General features: G+C 64.7%; 13 protein-coding genes. 5 read left to right on the top strand and 8 right to left on the bottom strand.

The features are described 5' to 3' along the window. The first annotated feature begins 101 nt into the window (after positions 1 to 101). The 5 genes from X756_RS157130 to X756_RS157150 are packed head-to-tail and all read left to right on the top strand — an operon-like array spanning position 102 to position 4822. Entirely contained in the window at positions 102 to 902 is an 801-nt protein-coding gene (locus X756_RS157130; RefSeq protein WP_023682688.1) for an ABC transporter ATP-binding protein, read from the top strand. Beyond that, on the top strand, positions 899 to 1645 hold the full coding sequence (locus X756_RS157135; protein ID WP_023729190.1) for an ABC transporter ATP-binding protein: 747 nt from the start codon (positions 899 to 901) through the stop codon (positions 1643 to 1645). The genes X756_RS157130 and X756_RS157135 overlap by 4 nt, the downstream gene beginning before the upstream one ends. Next, on the top strand, positions 1642 to 2550 hold the full coding sequence (locus X756_RS157140) for a branched-chain amino acid ABC transporter permease (RefSeq protein ID WP_023667853.1): 909 nt from the start codon (positions 1642 to 1644) through the stop codon (positions 2548 to 2550). The genes X756_RS157135 and X756_RS157140 overlap by 4 nt, the downstream gene beginning before the upstream one ends. Continuing rightward, positions 2547 to 3530: a branched-chain amino acid ABC transporter permease gene (locus X756_RS157145; RefSeq protein ID WP_023729189.1), complete on the top strand. Its 984-nt coding sequence runs from the start codon at positions 2547 to 2549 to the stop codon at positions 3528 to 3530. Before X756_RS157140 ends, X756_RS157145 begins: the two co-directional genes overlap by 4 nt. Further along, the gene (locus X756_RS157150) at positions 3527 to 4822 is read left to right on the top strand and encodes an FAD-dependent oxidoreductase (protein ID WP_023729188.1); all 1296 of its coding nucleotides are present in this window, start codon (positions 3527 to 3529) and stop codon (positions 4820 to 4822) included. Before X756_RS157145 ends, X756_RS157150 begins: the two co-directional genes overlap by 4 nt. A gap of 129 nt (positions 4823 to 4951) precedes the next feature. Here X756_RS157150 and X756_RS157155 read toward each other — a convergent pair whose 3' ends face one another. From X756_RS157155 to X756_RS157190, 8 genes are all read right to left on the bottom strand, one after another. Continuing rightward, the gene (locus tag X756_RS157155; protein WP_023729187.1) at positions 4952 to 7789 is read right to left on the bottom strand and encodes a nitrate reductase; all 2838 of its coding nucleotides are present in this window, start codon (positions 7787 to 7789) and stop codon (positions 4952 to 4954) included. Positions 7790 to 7792: 3 nt separating this feature from the next. Continuing rightward, positions 7793 to 8122, bottom strand: a complete 330-nt coding sequence (nirD, locus tag X756_RS157160; RefSeq protein WP_023686954.1) for a nitrite reductase small subunit NirD — start codon at positions 8120 to 8122, stop codon at positions 7793 to 7795. 5 nt (positions 8123 to 8127) lie between these two features. Further along, positions 8128 to 10578: a nitrite reductase large subunit NirB gene (gene nirB / locus X756_RS157165; protein ID WP_023708118.1), complete on the bottom strand. Its 2451-nt coding sequence runs from the start codon at positions 10576 to 10578 to the stop codon at positions 8128 to 8130. A gap of 4 nt (positions 10579 to 10582) precedes the next feature. Beyond that, complete coding sequence (locus X756_RS157170; RefSeq protein ID WP_023682696.1) at positions 10583 to 11380, bottom strand: ABC transporter ATP-binding protein; 798 nt, start codon at positions 11378 to 11380, stop codon at positions 10583 to 10585. Between the two features lie 10 nt (positions 11381 to 11390). Continuing rightward, complete coding sequence (gene ntrB, locus X756_RS157175; protein ID WP_023682697.1) at positions 11391 to 12281, bottom strand: nitrate ABC transporter permease; 891 nt, start codon at positions 12279 to 12281, stop codon at positions 11391 to 11393. A gap of 92 nt (positions 12282 to 12373) precedes the next feature. Beyond that, the gene (locus X756_RS157180; RefSeq protein WP_031237955.1) at positions 12374 to 13702 is read right to left on the bottom strand and encodes a CmpA/NrtA family ABC transporter substrate-binding protein; all 1329 of its coding nucleotides are present in this window, start codon (positions 13700 to 13702) and stop codon (positions 12374 to 12376) included. A 343-nt stretch (positions 13703 to 14045) separates the two neighbouring features. Then, complete coding sequence (locus X756_RS157185) at positions 14046 to 15284, bottom strand: CmpA/NrtA family ABC transporter substrate-binding protein (RefSeq protein ID WP_031237953.1); 1239 nt, start codon at positions 15282 to 15284, stop codon at positions 14046 to 14048. A gap of 2 nt (positions 15285 to 15286) precedes the next feature. Beyond that, positions 15287 to 15889, bottom strand: coding sequence for an ANTAR domain-containing response regulator (locus tag X756_RS157190; RefSeq protein ID WP_023667842.1), 603 nt, complete (start codon positions 15887 to 15889; stop codon positions 15287 to 15289). Positions 15890 to 16150 lie beyond the last annotated feature (261 nt).

Here is a 16150-nt window from a genome sequence, read left to right as displayed (position 1 = left end):
GCTTGCGAATGAAATTAAAGCCGAATAGCGTGATCAACGCAAGTGTGATCACAAATCAAAAATCAGGAGGCGACAACGATCGTCTTCGGCCAGAGGGTTTGATGAGCGATGCAGCGGAGCGCCAACGGCAGGAGACCCGTGCGCCAGTTCTGACGGCACGAAACGTCGTCAGGCGTTTTGGCGGCCTTGTCGCCGTCAACGATGTCTCGTTTGATGTCAAAGCGGGCGAAATCCTCGGCCTGATCGGGCCGAATGGCGCCGGCAAGACGACGATGTTCGATCTGTTGGCGGGCAGCATATTGCCAACCAGCGGCGATATCCTGCTCAATGGCACGCGCGTCTCCGGCGAAGCCGCTCATCTGCGTATCGGCCGTGGTCTTGGCCGCACCTTCCAGATCCCGCGCCCCCTGCCCAATCTGACGCTGATCGAAAACATCATGCTGGCGGCGCAGGGCCAAGCCGGCGAAAAATTGCTCGCCAACTTCGTCACGCCGTGGCGAGTGGCGGCACAGGAAAGAGCAGCCAGGGCAAAGGCACTCGAGCTGCTGGAGCTCGTCTCGCTCGCTCGGCTGGCGCACGAACCGGCGCGCGTGCTTTCCGGGGGCCAACGCAAGCTGCTCGAACTCGCCCGCGTCATGATGGCCGATCCGGCGATCATCCTGCTCGACGAGCCGGCGGCCGGCGTCAACGCAACGCTGCTCGAGATCATCATCGACCGCATCCGCGACATCAACGCGCGCGGCATCACCTTTCTGCTGATCGAGCACAATATCGACATGGTGACGCGGCTCTGCCACCGCGTGCTGGTCATGGCGAGCGGCCAGTTGCTCAGCGAAGGCACTGCGGAAGAGGTCGCCCGCGACCCGCGCGTCATCGAGGCCTATCTCGGAGGTGCGGCATGAGCGAAACTGTCCTCAACGTCCGCAATCTCGAGGCCGGCTATGAGCTTGGCGTGCCGATCGTGCGCGGCGCCTCGATCACCGTCGGCAAGGGCGAGATCGTCGTCGTGCTCGGTCCCAACGGCGCCGGCAAGTCGAGCTTCATCAAGGCGATCGCCGGCCTTGTCCCGATCACCGGCGGCACCGTATTTCTGGACGGCAAGGACATCACCGCCGCTCCCGCGCACACCATGGTTCGGCTCGGCCTGGCCTTCGTACCGCAGACGGAGAACATCTTCCCGCTGATGTCGGTCGAGGACAATCTGAAGGTCGCCTGCGGCATCCTCGAGCGACGCGAAATCCCTGCCCGCATCGAGGAAATGTATGCGGCCTTCCCCGACCTCGTCCGCCAGCGCCGCACCGCCGCCGGCAATCTGTCGGGCGGACAGCGGCAGATGCTCGCCGTCGCACGTGCGCTGATCGTCCATCCCAAGGTGCTGCTGCTCGACGAGCCATCGGCCGGCCTCTCGCCGAAATTCGTATCGATGGTGTTCGAGATGCTGGCCGGCATCCGCAGGTCCGGCGTCACCATCCTGCTGGTCGAACAGAACGCCAAGGCAGCGCTGGCCATCGGCGACCGCGCCTATGTGCTGGTCGAAGGCAAGGACCGGCACGAGGGTGTGGCGTCCGAATTGTGGAACGATCCTGTCGTCGCCGAACTCTATCTCGGCCAACGCCCTCACGCCGGCAAGGGAGGCGCGGCATGAGCCTGCAATTTGTCGTCGATGGGTTGCTGACCGGTTCGATGATCGGCCTCGGCGCCATTGGCGTGACGCTCACCTATTCGATCCTGCGCTTCTCGAACTTCGCCCATGGCGACTTCATGGCCTGGGGCACCTATGCGACGCTCGCCGTCGTCAGCACCATCGGCGCGATGTTCGGCAAGGTGGAGCCCATTGGACCGCTGTCCTTCGGCTGGTCGCTGCTGGTTGCGCTGGTTGTCGGCATGATTTTCACTGCCCTGCTGGCGCTGTTGCTCGACAAGGTGCTGTTTTCGCGGCTTCGCTCGCAGGGGCAAGCCATCATCGTGGTGATGGCGAGCTTCGGCGCCTCGATGGCGCTGCGCAGCCTGCTCGAATTCACCTTCAGCTCACGGCCGACCTATTTCAGCCGCGCGATCCAGATCGCCATGCCGGTCGGCTTCGGCATCCGCATCACGCCCGATCAGATCGCGCTTCTGCTGCTGACCGCCGTGCTGGTGCTCGGCGTGCATCTGTTGATGACACGCACGCAGACCGGCCGCTCCATGCAGGCGCTGAGCCAGAATGCAGCGCTGGCCCGCATCGTCGGTATCGACGTTGCCTCCGTTGTGCGTGTCACCTGGATCATCGGCGGGGCGCTGGCCTGCGTGGCCGGCGTGATGATCGGCATTCTGGTGCAGATCCGCCCGTTCATGGGCTTCGACATGCTGCTGCCGATGTTTGCAGCAGCCATCCTCGGCGGCATCGGCAGCATTCCGGGCGCTGTGCTCGGCGGCTTGATCATCGGTCTTGCCGAAGCCGGTGCGGTGCAGCTGATCGGCGCCGAATGGCGCGCCGCAATCTCCTTCATCATCCTGATGGCGGTGCTGTTCGTTCGGCCGATCGGCCTGTTTGGTGTGAGGGAACGCTGATGGACCTGCTCGGCTACGGCGCCTTCTTCCTGACCACCGCACTGATCTTTTCGCTGGTCACACTGGGGCTCAATCTGCAGTGGGGGCTGACTGGCCTTTTCAATGTCGGCCTTGCCGGATTCGTCGCCATCGGCGCCTATACATCGGCGCTGCTGACGACCCCGGACGATGCCGCGCGCTTCGGCGGCTTCGGTCTGCCGATCCTGGTCGGCTGGGCGGGCGCCATGGTCGTCGGCGGTATCGCCGCAGCACTTACCGGCATGGCCACGCTGCGTCTGCGATCCGACTACCTGGCGATCACCACCTTCGGCGTCGCCGTCGTCGTGCAGCTGGTCGCGCTCAACGCGCAGAAACTCACCGGCGGCCCGTTCGGCATCGGTTTCATCCCGCGCCCGTTCGGCGGCCTTGCCGAAACGCCGCTGCTGTTCAACCTGTCGAACCTCGCCGTCGTTTCGGCTGTGACGCTGATCGCCTATCTCGCTCTGGAGCACCTGTCGCGCAGCCCCTGGGGCCGCGTGCTCAAGGCGCTGCGCGAGGACGAGCGAGCGGCGATTTCGCTGGGCAAGAGCGCGCGCTTCTACCGCGTCCAGGCCTTCGCCGTCGGCGGCGCCATCATGGCGCTGGCCGGCGCTTTGCAGGCGCATTTCACCGGCTTCATCGCGCCCGATAACTATCAGCCGATCCTGACCTTCCAGGTCTGGGTGATGCTGATCGTCGGCGGCTCGGGCAGCAATGCCGGCGCCGTTGCCGGCAGCATCCTGGTCTGGGCGATATGGGCGGGGTCGGGCACGCTGACCAGCGTGCTGTTTGCGCCCGAGCAGCAGGCACGCGCGGCCTCACTGCAGATCGTCGCCATCGGCGTCATGCTCTGCGTCATCCTGCTGATCCGGCCTAACGGATTGTTCGGCGACCGGCCGCGCCGACCGAAGCCCGGCACACAGACAAAGGCGGCGGCCAACGAGAACGAGGCCGGATCATGAATGCCATGATCCGGCAGCAAGCGTATGGCGTTTCGCTCTGGCATGCCGTCAGCCGCAACCGCCGCGACCGGGGCGCGCTGCAAGGCGGACTCGACGTCGATCTCGCGATCGTTGGCGGCGGCTTTTCCGGCCTGTCGACGGCATTGCATGCCTCTGAGAAAGGGCTTTCGGTCGCGGTCCTCGAAGCCGAATTCATCGCTTGGGGTGCGACCGGCCGGAATGCCGGCTTCGTCGTTCCGAACTTCGCCAAGCGGGATCCAGACGACATCATCACCGAACTCGGACCCGAGCGCGGCGGGCGCCTGGTTGACTTCGCCGCCGGCAGCGCTGATCTCGTCTTCGGCCTGATCAAGAGGCACGGCATCGAATGCGACGCTGTGCAGAATGGTTGGATCCAGCCGGCGCATTCGTCCGCCGCGCTGGAAAAGACGCGATCGCGCGCCGAGCAATGGGCGGCGCGGGGCAGGCCGACCGTAACGCTCGATGCCAAGGCGGTCACGACGCTCACCGGTATCGGCGGCTACGCCGGCGGTTGGATGGATAACTCGGGCGGCGTCCTCAATCCGGTCGAGTATGCGCGCGGCCTGGCCGATGCCGCCGAAAAAGCCGGCGCGCGGATCTTCGAGCAGACGCGCGTCGCTTCGATCGACCGCGCTGCGGATGGCTGGACCTTGACGACCGCATCCGGCGCCGTGCGTGCGGGCAAGGTGGTGATCGCCACCAACGCCTATGGCGGGGCACTGAACCGGACACTGGCGCGGACCTATATCCCGCTGAAAGTCTTCCAGATCGCCACTGCGCCGCTGTCGCGGGCCATACGCGCGCGCCTGCTGCCCGGCGGCCAGGGCGTCGGCGACACCAGGCGCAACCTGTTCACGTGCCGCTTCGATGGCCAGAACCGGCTGATCAGCGGCGGCATGCATGTCGTCGGAGCCGGCGCTGAGACGCGCATGCCGCAAACGATCTGGCGACGGCTCGCCAGGCATCTCGGTTTGCCTGACCTGCCGCCGCTTGCCTACTGCTGGACAGGCGTGGCGGCGGTGGTGCCGGATTTCCTGCCGCGCCTCATCGACCTCGGCCCGGGCCTGATCGCCGGCTTCGCCTGCAACGGCCGCGGCATCGCCATGACCACGGTAATGGGCAAAGTGCTGGCGGACTGGGCGAGCGGAACGGACGCCCGATATCTGCCGCTCCCCTTCGCACCGCCAGCGCCGATCCCGCTGCACAACCTCGTGCGCTATGCACCGAATATGCTGCTCCCCTGGAGCATCCTGCGCGACCGGCTGGATTAGACAGCCAAGCCAGGTGATCCTCCTGCCGGCGCGCTCACAGCGACCCGAAAAGGACCGCCACACCTTCCGCAATCGATGACGTGGTGGCCCAAGAGGATATAGTCAGATCCCCTCCCCATCCAGCCGCATCTACTCCGCAGCCTGAACCCGATTTGCCTGGATGACCGCCCGGATCTCGGACCGGCAGGAGCCGCAATTGGTGCCGGCCTTCAGGGCGCCGCCTATGGCTTCGACTGTCGCGCACCCGGCTGCCACTGCCGCCGCGATCTGGTTGACCCCGACGCTGAAACAGGAGCAGACGGTCGCGCCCGCATCGGGCCGATCGGCGCCGGCGCGACCGGCGACGATCCTGAAGCGTTCGCGCTGGCTGGTGTGAACCTCCTGGAGTTGCTGTGCCGCCCAACCCCGCGAAACCGCCACCGGTCCCGACGCGATAAACAAAGCCCCGGCGAGGTGCTGGTCGTCGAAGGCAGCAATACGATGCTGGCCGGTATCGCGGTCGTGATAAGCGAGCGTATCGGCTACGGGAACATCGAAAAGCGAACCAGCAAAACCAGCCCAGTCGATGTCGTCGTCAGCAAAGGCAAGCTCCACCCGCCAGCCGCCCTTGCATTTGGCCACGGCCCAGTAATCTGCTGCGACCGCCACCGGCTTGCGGCGCACCACGGCGAAGCCGAACGCTCTCGCGGCGAACTTCTCGATGCGGGCGCCGACATGTTTCAGCGCAGGCTGACCGGAAACCGGATCGGTCAGAGGCGCGGTCAGCGTGTCGAGCCGGCCTTTTGCCGAAAACTGGTCAGTCCAGTGCATCGGCGCAAACACGCTGCCCTGGCGCTGGCGTGCCGTCACCAGCGCGCGCACCAGCACATCGCCGCGCGGGCTGGAGACGCGCACGATGTCGGCGTCGCCAATGCCGTGATGCGTGGCATCCGCCGGGTGGATCTCGACGAAGGGCTCGGCCATGTGCTGGGAGAGACGTGGGCTTTTGCCGGTGCGGGTCATTGTGTGCCAATGGTCGCGAACGCGGCCGGTGTTGAGGATCAGCGGATAGTCCGGGCTGGTGCGTGTCTCGACGATGGGACGAATGGCGATGAAGCGGGCCTTGCGGTCGGGATTGTAGAAATTGCCGTTGGCGAAGAAGCGGGTGTTGGAAGGGTCAAGTCCCGCTTGAACACCCCCCTCTGTCCTGCCGGACATCTCCCCCGCAAGGGGGGAGATTGGCAGCTTTGACGCCGGCATATCTTCTGCATCGTTGGTAATTGGCGAAGGCCGAGGCGACGGCTGATCTCCCCCCTTGCGGGGGAGATGGCCGGCAGGCCAGAGGGGGATGGCTGGGCTCGGCGCCGGCCATTGGAAAGGCTCAAGCGCTGCATAGGCCTCCTTATCAACACCAGCATAACCACCAATATCGAAATCCCGTGCGCCGTCATTCTCGAACCCGGACAGCGCGGCGTGTCCGGCGAAGATTTCCGCTGGCGACGAATAGGAAAACGCCTCGTCAAACCCCATCCGCTTGCCCACCTCGGCGACGATCAACCAATCCGGCCGCGCCTCACCGGGCACAGCAAGAAAGCTGCGCTGGCGCGAGATGCGGCGCTCTGAATTGGTCACGGTGCCGTCCTTCTCGCCCCATGCGGCGGCGGGCAGCCGCACATGGGCGTGGCGCACGGTGTCCGTGCTCGCCAGCACGTCCGACACCACGACGAACGGGCAAGCCTTGATCGCTGCCTCGACGGCATCGGCGTCCGGCATCGAATCGACCGGGTTGGTGGCCATGATCCACAATGCCTTGATGCGGCCGGCGGCGATCGCCTGAAACATCTCGACCGCCTTCAGACCGGGCTTTGGGGCGACGGCCGGCGCATTCCAGAAACGCTGCACGCGGTCACGGTGCTCGGGGTTTTCGATCTCCATATGGGCGGCCAGCATATTGGCCATGCCGCCGACCTCGCGGCCGCCCATGGCGTTGGGCTGGCCGGTCACTGAAAACGGTCCTGCCCCAGGTTTGCCGATGCGGCCGGTGGCGAGATGGCAGTTGATGATGGCGTTGACCTTGTCAGTGCCCGAAGACGACTGGTTCACTCCCTGGCTGTAGACCGTGACGGTTTTCGCAGTCGCGGCGAACAGGTTGTAGAAGCGGGTGAGCTCGTCCTCGCTCAGGCCGGTGGCGGCGGCGATGCCGGCAAGGTCGAGCGCCGATGCGGCGAAGAGAGCTTGGCCGAAGCCGGTCGTGTGTGCGGTCACATAGCCACGGTCGAGTGCGTTGTGCCGGCCGAGCCAGGCGAGCAGGCCGGTGAACAAAGCAACGTCGCCATCCGGCGCGATCGCCAGGTGAATGTCGGCGATATCAGCGGTCATGGTGCGGCGCGGGTCGACCAGCACGACCTTCATCTCCGGTCGTTTTTCCCGGGCCGCCGCGATGCGCTGGAAGAGCACGGGATGGCACCAGGCGAGATTGGAGCCGACCAGCACGATCAGGTCGGCGAGCTCGAGATCCTCGTAGGTGCCGGGCACGGTGTCGGAGCCGAAGGCGCGGCGGTGGCCGGCAACCGAGGAGGCCATGCATAGCCGCGAATTGGTGTCGATGTTGGCCGAGCCGATGAAGCCCTTCATCAGCTTGTTGGCGACATAGTAGTCTTCGGTCAGCAACTGGCCGGAGACATAGAAGGCGACGGAGTCAGGACCGTGCTCGGCGATGGTTTGCGAAAAGGTCGAAGCGACGCGGTCGAGCGCCTCGTCCCAGCCGGCACGGCGACCGTGGACTTCGGGGTAGAGCAGCCTGCCGTCGAGGTCGATGGTTTCGGCCAGGGCCGAGCCCTTGGAGCAGAGCCGGCCGAAGTTCGCTGGATGGTCGGGGTCGCCGCGGACGCTGACTTCACCGTTCGCGGCGACTTTCGCCAGCACGCCGCAACCCACCCCGCAATAGGGGCAGGTGGTCCTCACCTCGCGCGCTTCGCCCAGTTCCATGCTTCAGGCCGCGCGGCTGGCCAGCGCTTTCAGCGCAATGAACAGGAGCTCGCCCTCGATCCGCACAGGAATGGTGCGCACGGCGCCCTCGTCGGCGCCGAGCGCCTTGCCCGTCTCCAGCGAGATGACCCAATTGTGCAAGGGACAGGTGACGGCGGTGCCGTGGACGATGCCTTGGCTCAGCGGCCCACCTCTGTGCGGGCAATGATCGTCGATGGCGTAGACCTGATCGTCCTGCGTGCGGAAGACGGCGATCTTACCCTCGGGTGTGTCGACGCAGCGCGCGCCACGCCGCGGGATGTCGGAGAGTGAGCCGATCGATATCCAGTCCATTTTGATCACTCCGCCGCCTGCGCAAACCCGACAGAAGCCATTGGCCGGAACTCGTGCTTGTCCTTGCCGGAGACGCGTTCCGACCACGGGTCGACCTGGGCGAATTTCTGGCTGAAGACGAAGCGCTCGTAATAGGCCTTGCGCTTTGCACCGTCGTCCATGATCTGGCGCTTGATCTCGGGGATGCCGATGCGCTTGGCCCATTTGTAGATGCGCTCGAGATAGCGGCCCTGCTCGCGATACATCTGCGTCAGCGCCACGATATGCTCCAGCGCCTCGTCCTCGGTCTTGACCAGGCCAAGCACTTCGGTGCCCTTGATGTCGAGGCCGGCGGCGCCGGCGAAATGGATCTCGTAGCCACTGTCGACACAGATCACGCCGACATCCTTGCAGGTCGCCTCGGCGCAGTTGCGCGGACAGCCCGACACCGCCATTTTGACCTTGGCCGGGGTCCACGAGCCCCACATGAATTTCTCGATGCGAATGCCGAGGCCGGTCGAATCCTGCGTGCCGAAGCGGCACCAGTCGGAGCCGACACAGGTCTTCACCGTGCGCAGGCCCTTGGCGTAAGCATGGCCTGAGACGAAGCCGGCCTGGCCGAGATCGGCCCACACCGCCGGCAGATCCTCCTTGCGGATGCCCAGCATGTCGATGCGCTGGCCGCCGGTGACCTTGACCATCGGTATCTCGAACTTATCGACGACGTCGGCGATGGCGCGCAGTTCGGCGGCGTTGGTGACGCCGCCCCACATGCGCGGCACCACCGAATAGGTGCCGTCCTTCTGGATGTTGGCGTGGACGCGTTCGTTGATGAAGCGCGACTGATAGTCGTCGGCGTAATCGTTCGGCCAGTCGCAGACGAGGTAGTAGTTGAGCGCCGGCCGACATTTTGCGCAGCCGCAGGAGGTCGTCCATTCCAGCTCCTGCATGACGGCGGGAATGGTCTTCAGGCTCTTGGCGATGATCAGCCGGCGCACCTCGTCATGGCCGAGCGTGGTGCAGCCGCACATGGGTTGCACGGCGGCCGGGTTGTATTTGTCGCCGATGGTCAGCACCATCAGCTTCTCGACCAGCCCGGTGCACGAACCGCAGGAAGCCGATGCCTTGGTGTGGGCGCGCACGTCGTCGAGCGAAGCCAGGCCCTTGGCCGTGATCGCGCCAGTGATCTTTCCCTTGCAAACGCCGTTGCAGCCGCAGATTTCCGCATCATCCGGCAAGGCTGCAACGGCCGCCATAGGGTCCAGCGGGGCACCCCCCTGGTAGGACTGGCCGAAGATGAGCGTGTCGCGCATCTCCGATATGTCGGTCTGCTTCTTCTTGAGATCGTTGAACCAGGCCCCATCCGCCGTCTCGCCATAAAGCACGGTGCCGATGATGCGGTCGTCCTTGAGCACAAGGCGCTTGTAGACGCCGGCGGCGGCATCGCGCAGCACGATCTCCTGGCGGTCCTCGCCTTCGGCGAAGTCGCCAAGCGAGAACAGGTCGATGCCGGTGACCTTGAGCTTGGTCGGCGTGTCCATGTGGACGAAGGCCGCTGCCTCGTTGCCGGCCAACTGGTTCGCGGCAACGCGCGCCATCTCGTAGAGCGGCGCGACCAGCCCGTAGACCTGGCCGTTGACCTCGGCGCATTCGCCGAGCGCGTAGACGTCGGGGTCGTTGCTGCGCATGCCGGCATCGACGACAATACCACGATTGACGGCTATGCCGGCCTCCTTGGCCAGCGCCGCATTCGGCCGGATGCCGACCGCCATCACCACCAGCGTTGCCGGGATGATGGTGCCGTCGGCAAGCTCCACCTGCCCGACCTTGCCGTTGCCGGTGATCGCCTGGGTGTTGGCCTTGGTGATGACCTTGATGCCGCGCTGTTCCACCGCGCGCTGCAGGAGATAGCCGGCGGCTGGATCGAGCTGACGCTCCATCAATGTCGGCATGACATGCAGCACGGTGACGTCCATGCCTTGGGCGTTCAAACCTGCTGCCGCCTCCAGCCCGAGCAGGCCGCCGCCGATGACCACGGCCTTGGCGCGCGACTGGGCGGCAAGCATCATGGCCTGAACATCGTCGAGGTCGCGATAGGTCAGCACGCCCGGCAGATCGTGACCGGGCACCGGAATGATGAAAGGCACTGATCCGGTGGCGATGACGAGCTTGTCGTAAGGCTCGGTGACGCCGTGGTCGGAGGTGACGGTCTTGGCCGCCCGGTCGATGGCGACGATCTTGTGACCCTTGTAGAGGGTGATGTTGTTGGCGATGTACCAGCCGTCGCCGTGGATGATGATTTCCTCATAGGCCTTTTCGCCGGAGAGAACCGGCGACAGCATGATGCGGTCGTAGTTCACCCGCGGCTCGGCGTTGAAGATGGTCACGGTGTAGCGGCCCGGCGCCTGTTCGAGCAGATGCTCCAGCATGCGCCCAGGGGCCATGCCGTTGCCGATGATGACGAGCTTTTCGGTCATGGCGTTACTCCGCGGCTTCGACGAAGCGATGACGTTCATAGAGGAACTTCAGCACCGCTTCGCGGCAGCGCAAAAAGGTGCGGTCGGAAGAGAGTTCGACGCGGCGACGCGGCCGTGCCAGCGGCACCGCAAGCACCTCGCCGATGGTAGCCGCCGGACCGTTGGTCATCATGACGATGCGATCGGACAACAATACCGCCTCGTCGACATCGTGGGTGATCATGATCGTCGTCGAGCCGAGCCTGGAATGGATGTCCATGACCGCGTCCTGAAGATGGGCGCGCGTCAGCGCGTCGAGTGCACCGAACGGCTCGTCGAGCAACAGGATCTTCGGCTCCATGGCAAGCGCCCGGGCAATGCCGACGCGCTGCTTCATGCCGCCCGATATTTCGGCCGGCCGCTTGTCCTTGGCATGGGCCATCTGCACGAGATCAAGATTGCGCATGATCCAGTCATGCCGTTCGGTCCTGCTCTTGGAACGACCAAAGACTTTCGACACCGCCAGGCTGATGTTTTCGTAGACGGTGAGCCATGGCAGCAGGCTGTGGTTCTGGAACACCACGGCGCGCTCGGGTCCGGGGCTGTCGACCTCCTTGTTTTCAAGCAGCACGGCGCCGGCGGAAACCTTGGTCAGCCCGGCGATCAGATTGAGCAAGGTCGACTTGCCACAGCCGGAATGGCCGATGATGGAGACGAATTCGCCCTTGTCGATGGTCAGCCTGATGTCCTTGAGCACCTCGCTGACCTGACCGCCGCGGGCAAAGGATTTGTCGATATGGTCGAGCTTCAGATAGGCCGTCATCGCCCTCTCCTCACTTTGCCGTTGTGCCGCGGGTGACGAAAGCGCCGACCGCAGCGACCAGGCGGTCGAGGCAGAAACCGGTGACGCCGATATAGGCGAGCGCGACGATGATGTCGGGCAGCCGCGACGAGTTCCAGGCGTCCCAGATGAAGAAGCCGATGCCGACGCCGCCGGTCAGCATTTCGGCGGCGACGATGGCGAGCCAGGACAGGCCGATGCCGATTCTGAGGCCGGTGAAGATGTAGGGTGCGGCGGCCGGAACCATGATCTTGACGAAGAATTCGAACTGGTTGAGCCGCAAGATGCGTGAGACGTTGCGGTAGTCTTCCGGAATGTTTCGCACGCCGACGGCGGTGTTGATGATGATCGGCCAGATCGAGGTGATGAAGATAACGAACAGCGCCGACGGGCTGGAATCGCGGAAAGCAGCCAGCGACAGCGGCAACCAGGCCAGCGGCGGCACGGTGCGCAGTATCTGGAACACCGGATCGAGGCCACGCATGGCCCAGATCGACTGGCCGACCAGGGCGCCGAGCGCGACGCCGACGATCGCCGCCAGGCCGAAGCCGATGGCGACGCGCTGCAGAGAGATCAGCACCCGCCACGCAAGGCCGATATCCTGCGGGCCGTTGTTGAAGAACGGATGCGCGATCAGGTCATAGGCCTCGTTCCACACCTGGCTGGGCGGCGGTAGGCTGGCGGTCGGCGACGAGCAGGCGATCTGCCACACGACCAGCATGAAGGCGATAACGATGACCGGCGGCACCAGGGCGGTGGCCAGCCTGCCGGCGATCGCGATCGGGTCGAAGCGGCGCCGCGCTTTGGCGGTGAAAGCGATGACCGCGGCAGGCTTCGCGGGGAACGCCTTCACCGTGGTTTCCTCAATGGCTTGGATGGACATGTCTGACAATAACTCCGGGGTCGATGCGGGCGACAACGGCGAAGCGCCGTTGCGCTGGGGCGACAAACGGCGGAACGCGCCGTTTGCGCTGGTCAAGCCGATGCCTTGATCTTCAGGCTGTCGAGATAGGCCGACGGGTTGGCCGGGTCGAAAATCTTGCCGTCGAAGAAGGTCTCGACGCCGCGCGACGACGAGGCCGGAACATCGGCTGCGGCAACGCCGAGATCCTTCGCCGCCTCGCGCCAGATATCCTCGCGATTGACCTGATCGACCAGCGTCTTGATGTCGGTGGTCGGCGCGAATTTTCCCCAACGGATGTTTTCGGCGAGGAACCAGCTGTCGTGGCTCTTGTAGGGATAGGAGACGCCACCCTTCCAGAATTTCATGTAGAGGTCAGTGCCGGTGGCCACGCGGCCATTGCCGTAGTTGATGTCGCCCTTGAGGCGGCCGATAATGTCGGCGACAGGCACGTTCATCCATTGCCGCTTGCCGATGATGGCGGCCATCTCGTCCTTGTTCTCCGTGGCCTCACACCATTGCTGGGCCTCCATGACGGCCATCACGATCGCCTTGGTGGCGTTCGGGTATTTGTCGATGAATTCGGCGCGGAGGCCGAGCGCCTTTTCGGGATGACCCTTCCACAGTTCGCCGGTGGTGGCGGCGGTGAAACCAACGCCCTGGTGGACGAGCTGTTCGTTCCACGGTTCGCCAACGCAGAACACGTCCATGTTGCCGACTTTCATGTTGGCGACCATCTGCGGCGGCGGCACGACGATGGTCGAGACGTCCTTGTCGGGATCGATGCCGCCGGCGGCCAGCCAATAGCGCAGCCACAAATCATGCGTGCCGCCCGGGAACGTCATGGCGGCCTTGATTTCCTTGCCTGCCGCCTTCTTGGCGGCGAAGGCGTCCTTCAGCTTGGAGGCGTCGAGGCCGACACCGGTGCCGGCGTATTCCTGCGCAACCGAAATGCCCTGGCAGTCGTAGTTGAGCCGCGCCACGATAGCCATCGGCATCGGCTGGTTGTTCTGCGTCACCTTGCCGGTGTGCATGAGATAGGGCAGCGGCGTCAGGATGTGAGCGCCGTCGATGCCGTTGGCTTCGCCGCCGAGCATCAGATTGTCGCGCGTCGCGCCCCAGGAGGCCTGCTTGAGCACCTCGACGTCGGGCATGCCGAACTTGGCGAACAGCCCCTTCTCCTTGGCGATCATCAGCGGCGCCGCGTCGGTCAGCGCGATGAAGCCGAGCTTGGCGCCGGTGACCTCCGGAGCGGTCGTGGCGGCATAGGCGCCCGAGGGGAAGAGCTTGCGGGCCGCCACGAACAGGCCGGCCGTCATGGCGCTGCTGACAAGAAAATCGCGGCGCGTCACATCCTTGAGCGATGTTCCCGTCCCGATCCATTTCCCTATTTTTTCTTTCATCGTGATCTCCGGTTGAACGCGAGGGCTTCGTCGAGTGGCCAAAACAAAAAAGCCGCCGTCCAGGCCTCGCGCGTCCGTACATCCGGGATCGCGTCGTTGACCTGAGCGGCAGCTTTGCCTGTGGCGCCCGCCATTGGACGCCTGTTCCGTGACCCGCGAAGGGCCTGGCTAATTCAAAGCAGGAACCGTGCCAGTTCTGAGTGAAACGAAAAACCTAAATGAAATCAACATTATGCGCCAGACGCCGGCACGCGAGGCGACATCGCAAGCAGGTCAAAGATTGTTCATTACAGCAATCGCACGCACATTTTTTGTGCAATGCACAAGAATGGCGCGAGAATGATCAGGCTTCCGCGCGAGCGGCTTTCTGGCGCGCTATATAGCCGTCGATCTCGTCGGGGTCGAAGGTCTGACCGCCGAAGAAGCCGTCCGGCCCAAGCACCAAGCCTGCCCCGGTCGCACCGACAGCCGTGGCGACCTTAAGCGCGCCCTCGACCTTCGCATTGGCGCCGGGAAGTGCAACGCCAAGCGGCTTTAGCGCCGAGCGGTAGAGGTCCGGACGGTAGCAGTCACGGGCGATAGCGAGGTTTTCCGGCGTGTGCTCGACATGCCCCCAGCGCACCATCTGCGTATAGAACCACAGCGCATGGCTCTTCCACGGAAAGTTCGCCGCCTTGTCGAAGGGCAGGAAGAAGTCGTCGACATCCAGTTCGGCGCCGCCGCCCAGTTCAAGATGGCCGGTCAGGATCGGCATCTGGACAGCTGGTGGCAGGCCGAGGAAGCCAGCTTGAGCCATCACACCAGCCAGTTCGGCGTGGTTGCCCCGGTCCTGGCACCAGCGCGCCGAATGATGCAGCGCGCGCAGCAATGCTGCCAGCGCGACCGGGTTCTCCTGCGACCAGGCCTTGCGCACGCCGATCACCTTCTCCGGACTGTTGCGCCACAGCAGCGCCTTGACGGTTACGATATGGCCGGTGCCGGCAGCGACCGAGGCGCTGTTCCAGGGCTCGCCGACGCAGTAGCCGTCGATCCGCCCGGCGGCCAGCGCATCGGCCATGAAGGGCGGCGGCACGATGACGATCTCGATCTCGCGCTCCGGATCGATGCCGCACCCGGCAAGCCAGTAGCGCAGTTCGTAATTATGCCCCGAATGCGGGTGCACCACGGCAAAGCGCAGCGGATCGCCGCCAGCCCCGGCGCCGTCGCGAATGAAGGCACGAAGGGCTGCGCCCGCGCGCGCGGGCTCGAGATCGGGTATGGCGCCGTGTGCCGCCATGCCTTCCCAGACTGCGTTGGAGATGGTGACGCAATTGCCGCCAAGCCCGAGCGAAAACGGCACGATGGTCTCGGAAGCAAGCGGCGTCAGCCCGAGATTGCAGGCGAGCGGCATCGGCCCCAGCATGTGCGCCAGGTGGAAATGGCCGATGGCGATGCGGTCGCGGATGTTGGCCCAGGAGGTCTCGCGGTGCAGTGTGAGATCGATGCCCTCGCGTGCGGCAAATCCAAGCTCACCCGCCGCAACCAGCACGGCACTGTCGAAGAGCGGCATGAAGCCGGCGGTGATCTGGTGCTCGGCGCTCATGCTCATTCGTCCTCCGACGGCCCGAGCAGCCCGGCGGCAGTCACCAGGCTCTGGGCAATGTCGCCGATCTTGCGGTTCTGGTTCATCGCCGTCTTGCGCAGCAGCGTGTAGGCGGCCTCTTCGGTCAGGCCGCGCGACTTCATCAGGATGCCCTTGGCACGGTCGATCACCTTGCGGCTCTCAAGCTCGCCTCGAACCTCTTCCAGCTCGCGCGCCATGCGCGAGAAAGCGTTGAAGCGGCTGACCGCCATGTCCAGAATTGGCTTGACGCGCTCTTGCCTGAGGCCGTCGACGACATAGGCCGAAACGCCGGCATCGACCGCCGCTTCGATCGATGCCTGGTCCGATCGGTCGACGAACATGGCGATCGGCCGCTTCACCGCACGCGACAGCTGGAACATGTTTTCCAGCATGTCGCGGTTCGGGTTTTCCAGGTCGATGACGATGACGTCCGGCTCGATCTCGGCGATCCGCCGCGCAATGCCGGTCACGTCGTGGATGACGGTGACCCGCTCATGGCCGGCCTCGCGCAAACCTGCCTCGATGATCGCGGCGCGGATACGGTTTTCGTCGATGACCAGGACGGCGAGTGAGCTGCGGACCATGCGCGCATTGTGGGCAAGGTCGCAAAATTGTGCAATGCGGCATGGTAACAGGCTCCCGCCGCGGAGCAACCGACGACCGACAATGACCCGGTCTAGGTGGTCGGGACAAGGAATGCAGCGCAACGCTGGCACTGGTGATGACAGCCTTGCCGGTCGCCTGGTGCCCTACCCAACGGTCTAGGTGCGATGAGACTTGCACCGCAACATCGGCTTGTTAAAGGTGGGGGCAACGACGGACATGGCTGTCCTTGCTCGCCGATC

The organism is Mesorhizobium sp. LNJC405B00, from assembly GCF_000502615.1.
In the GTDB taxonomy this organism is placed as follows: Bacteria; Pseudomonadota; Alphaproteobacteria; order Rhizobiales; family Rhizobiaceae; genus Mesorhizobium.
This window is presented reverse-complemented; position numbering and strand designations above follow the sequence as displayed.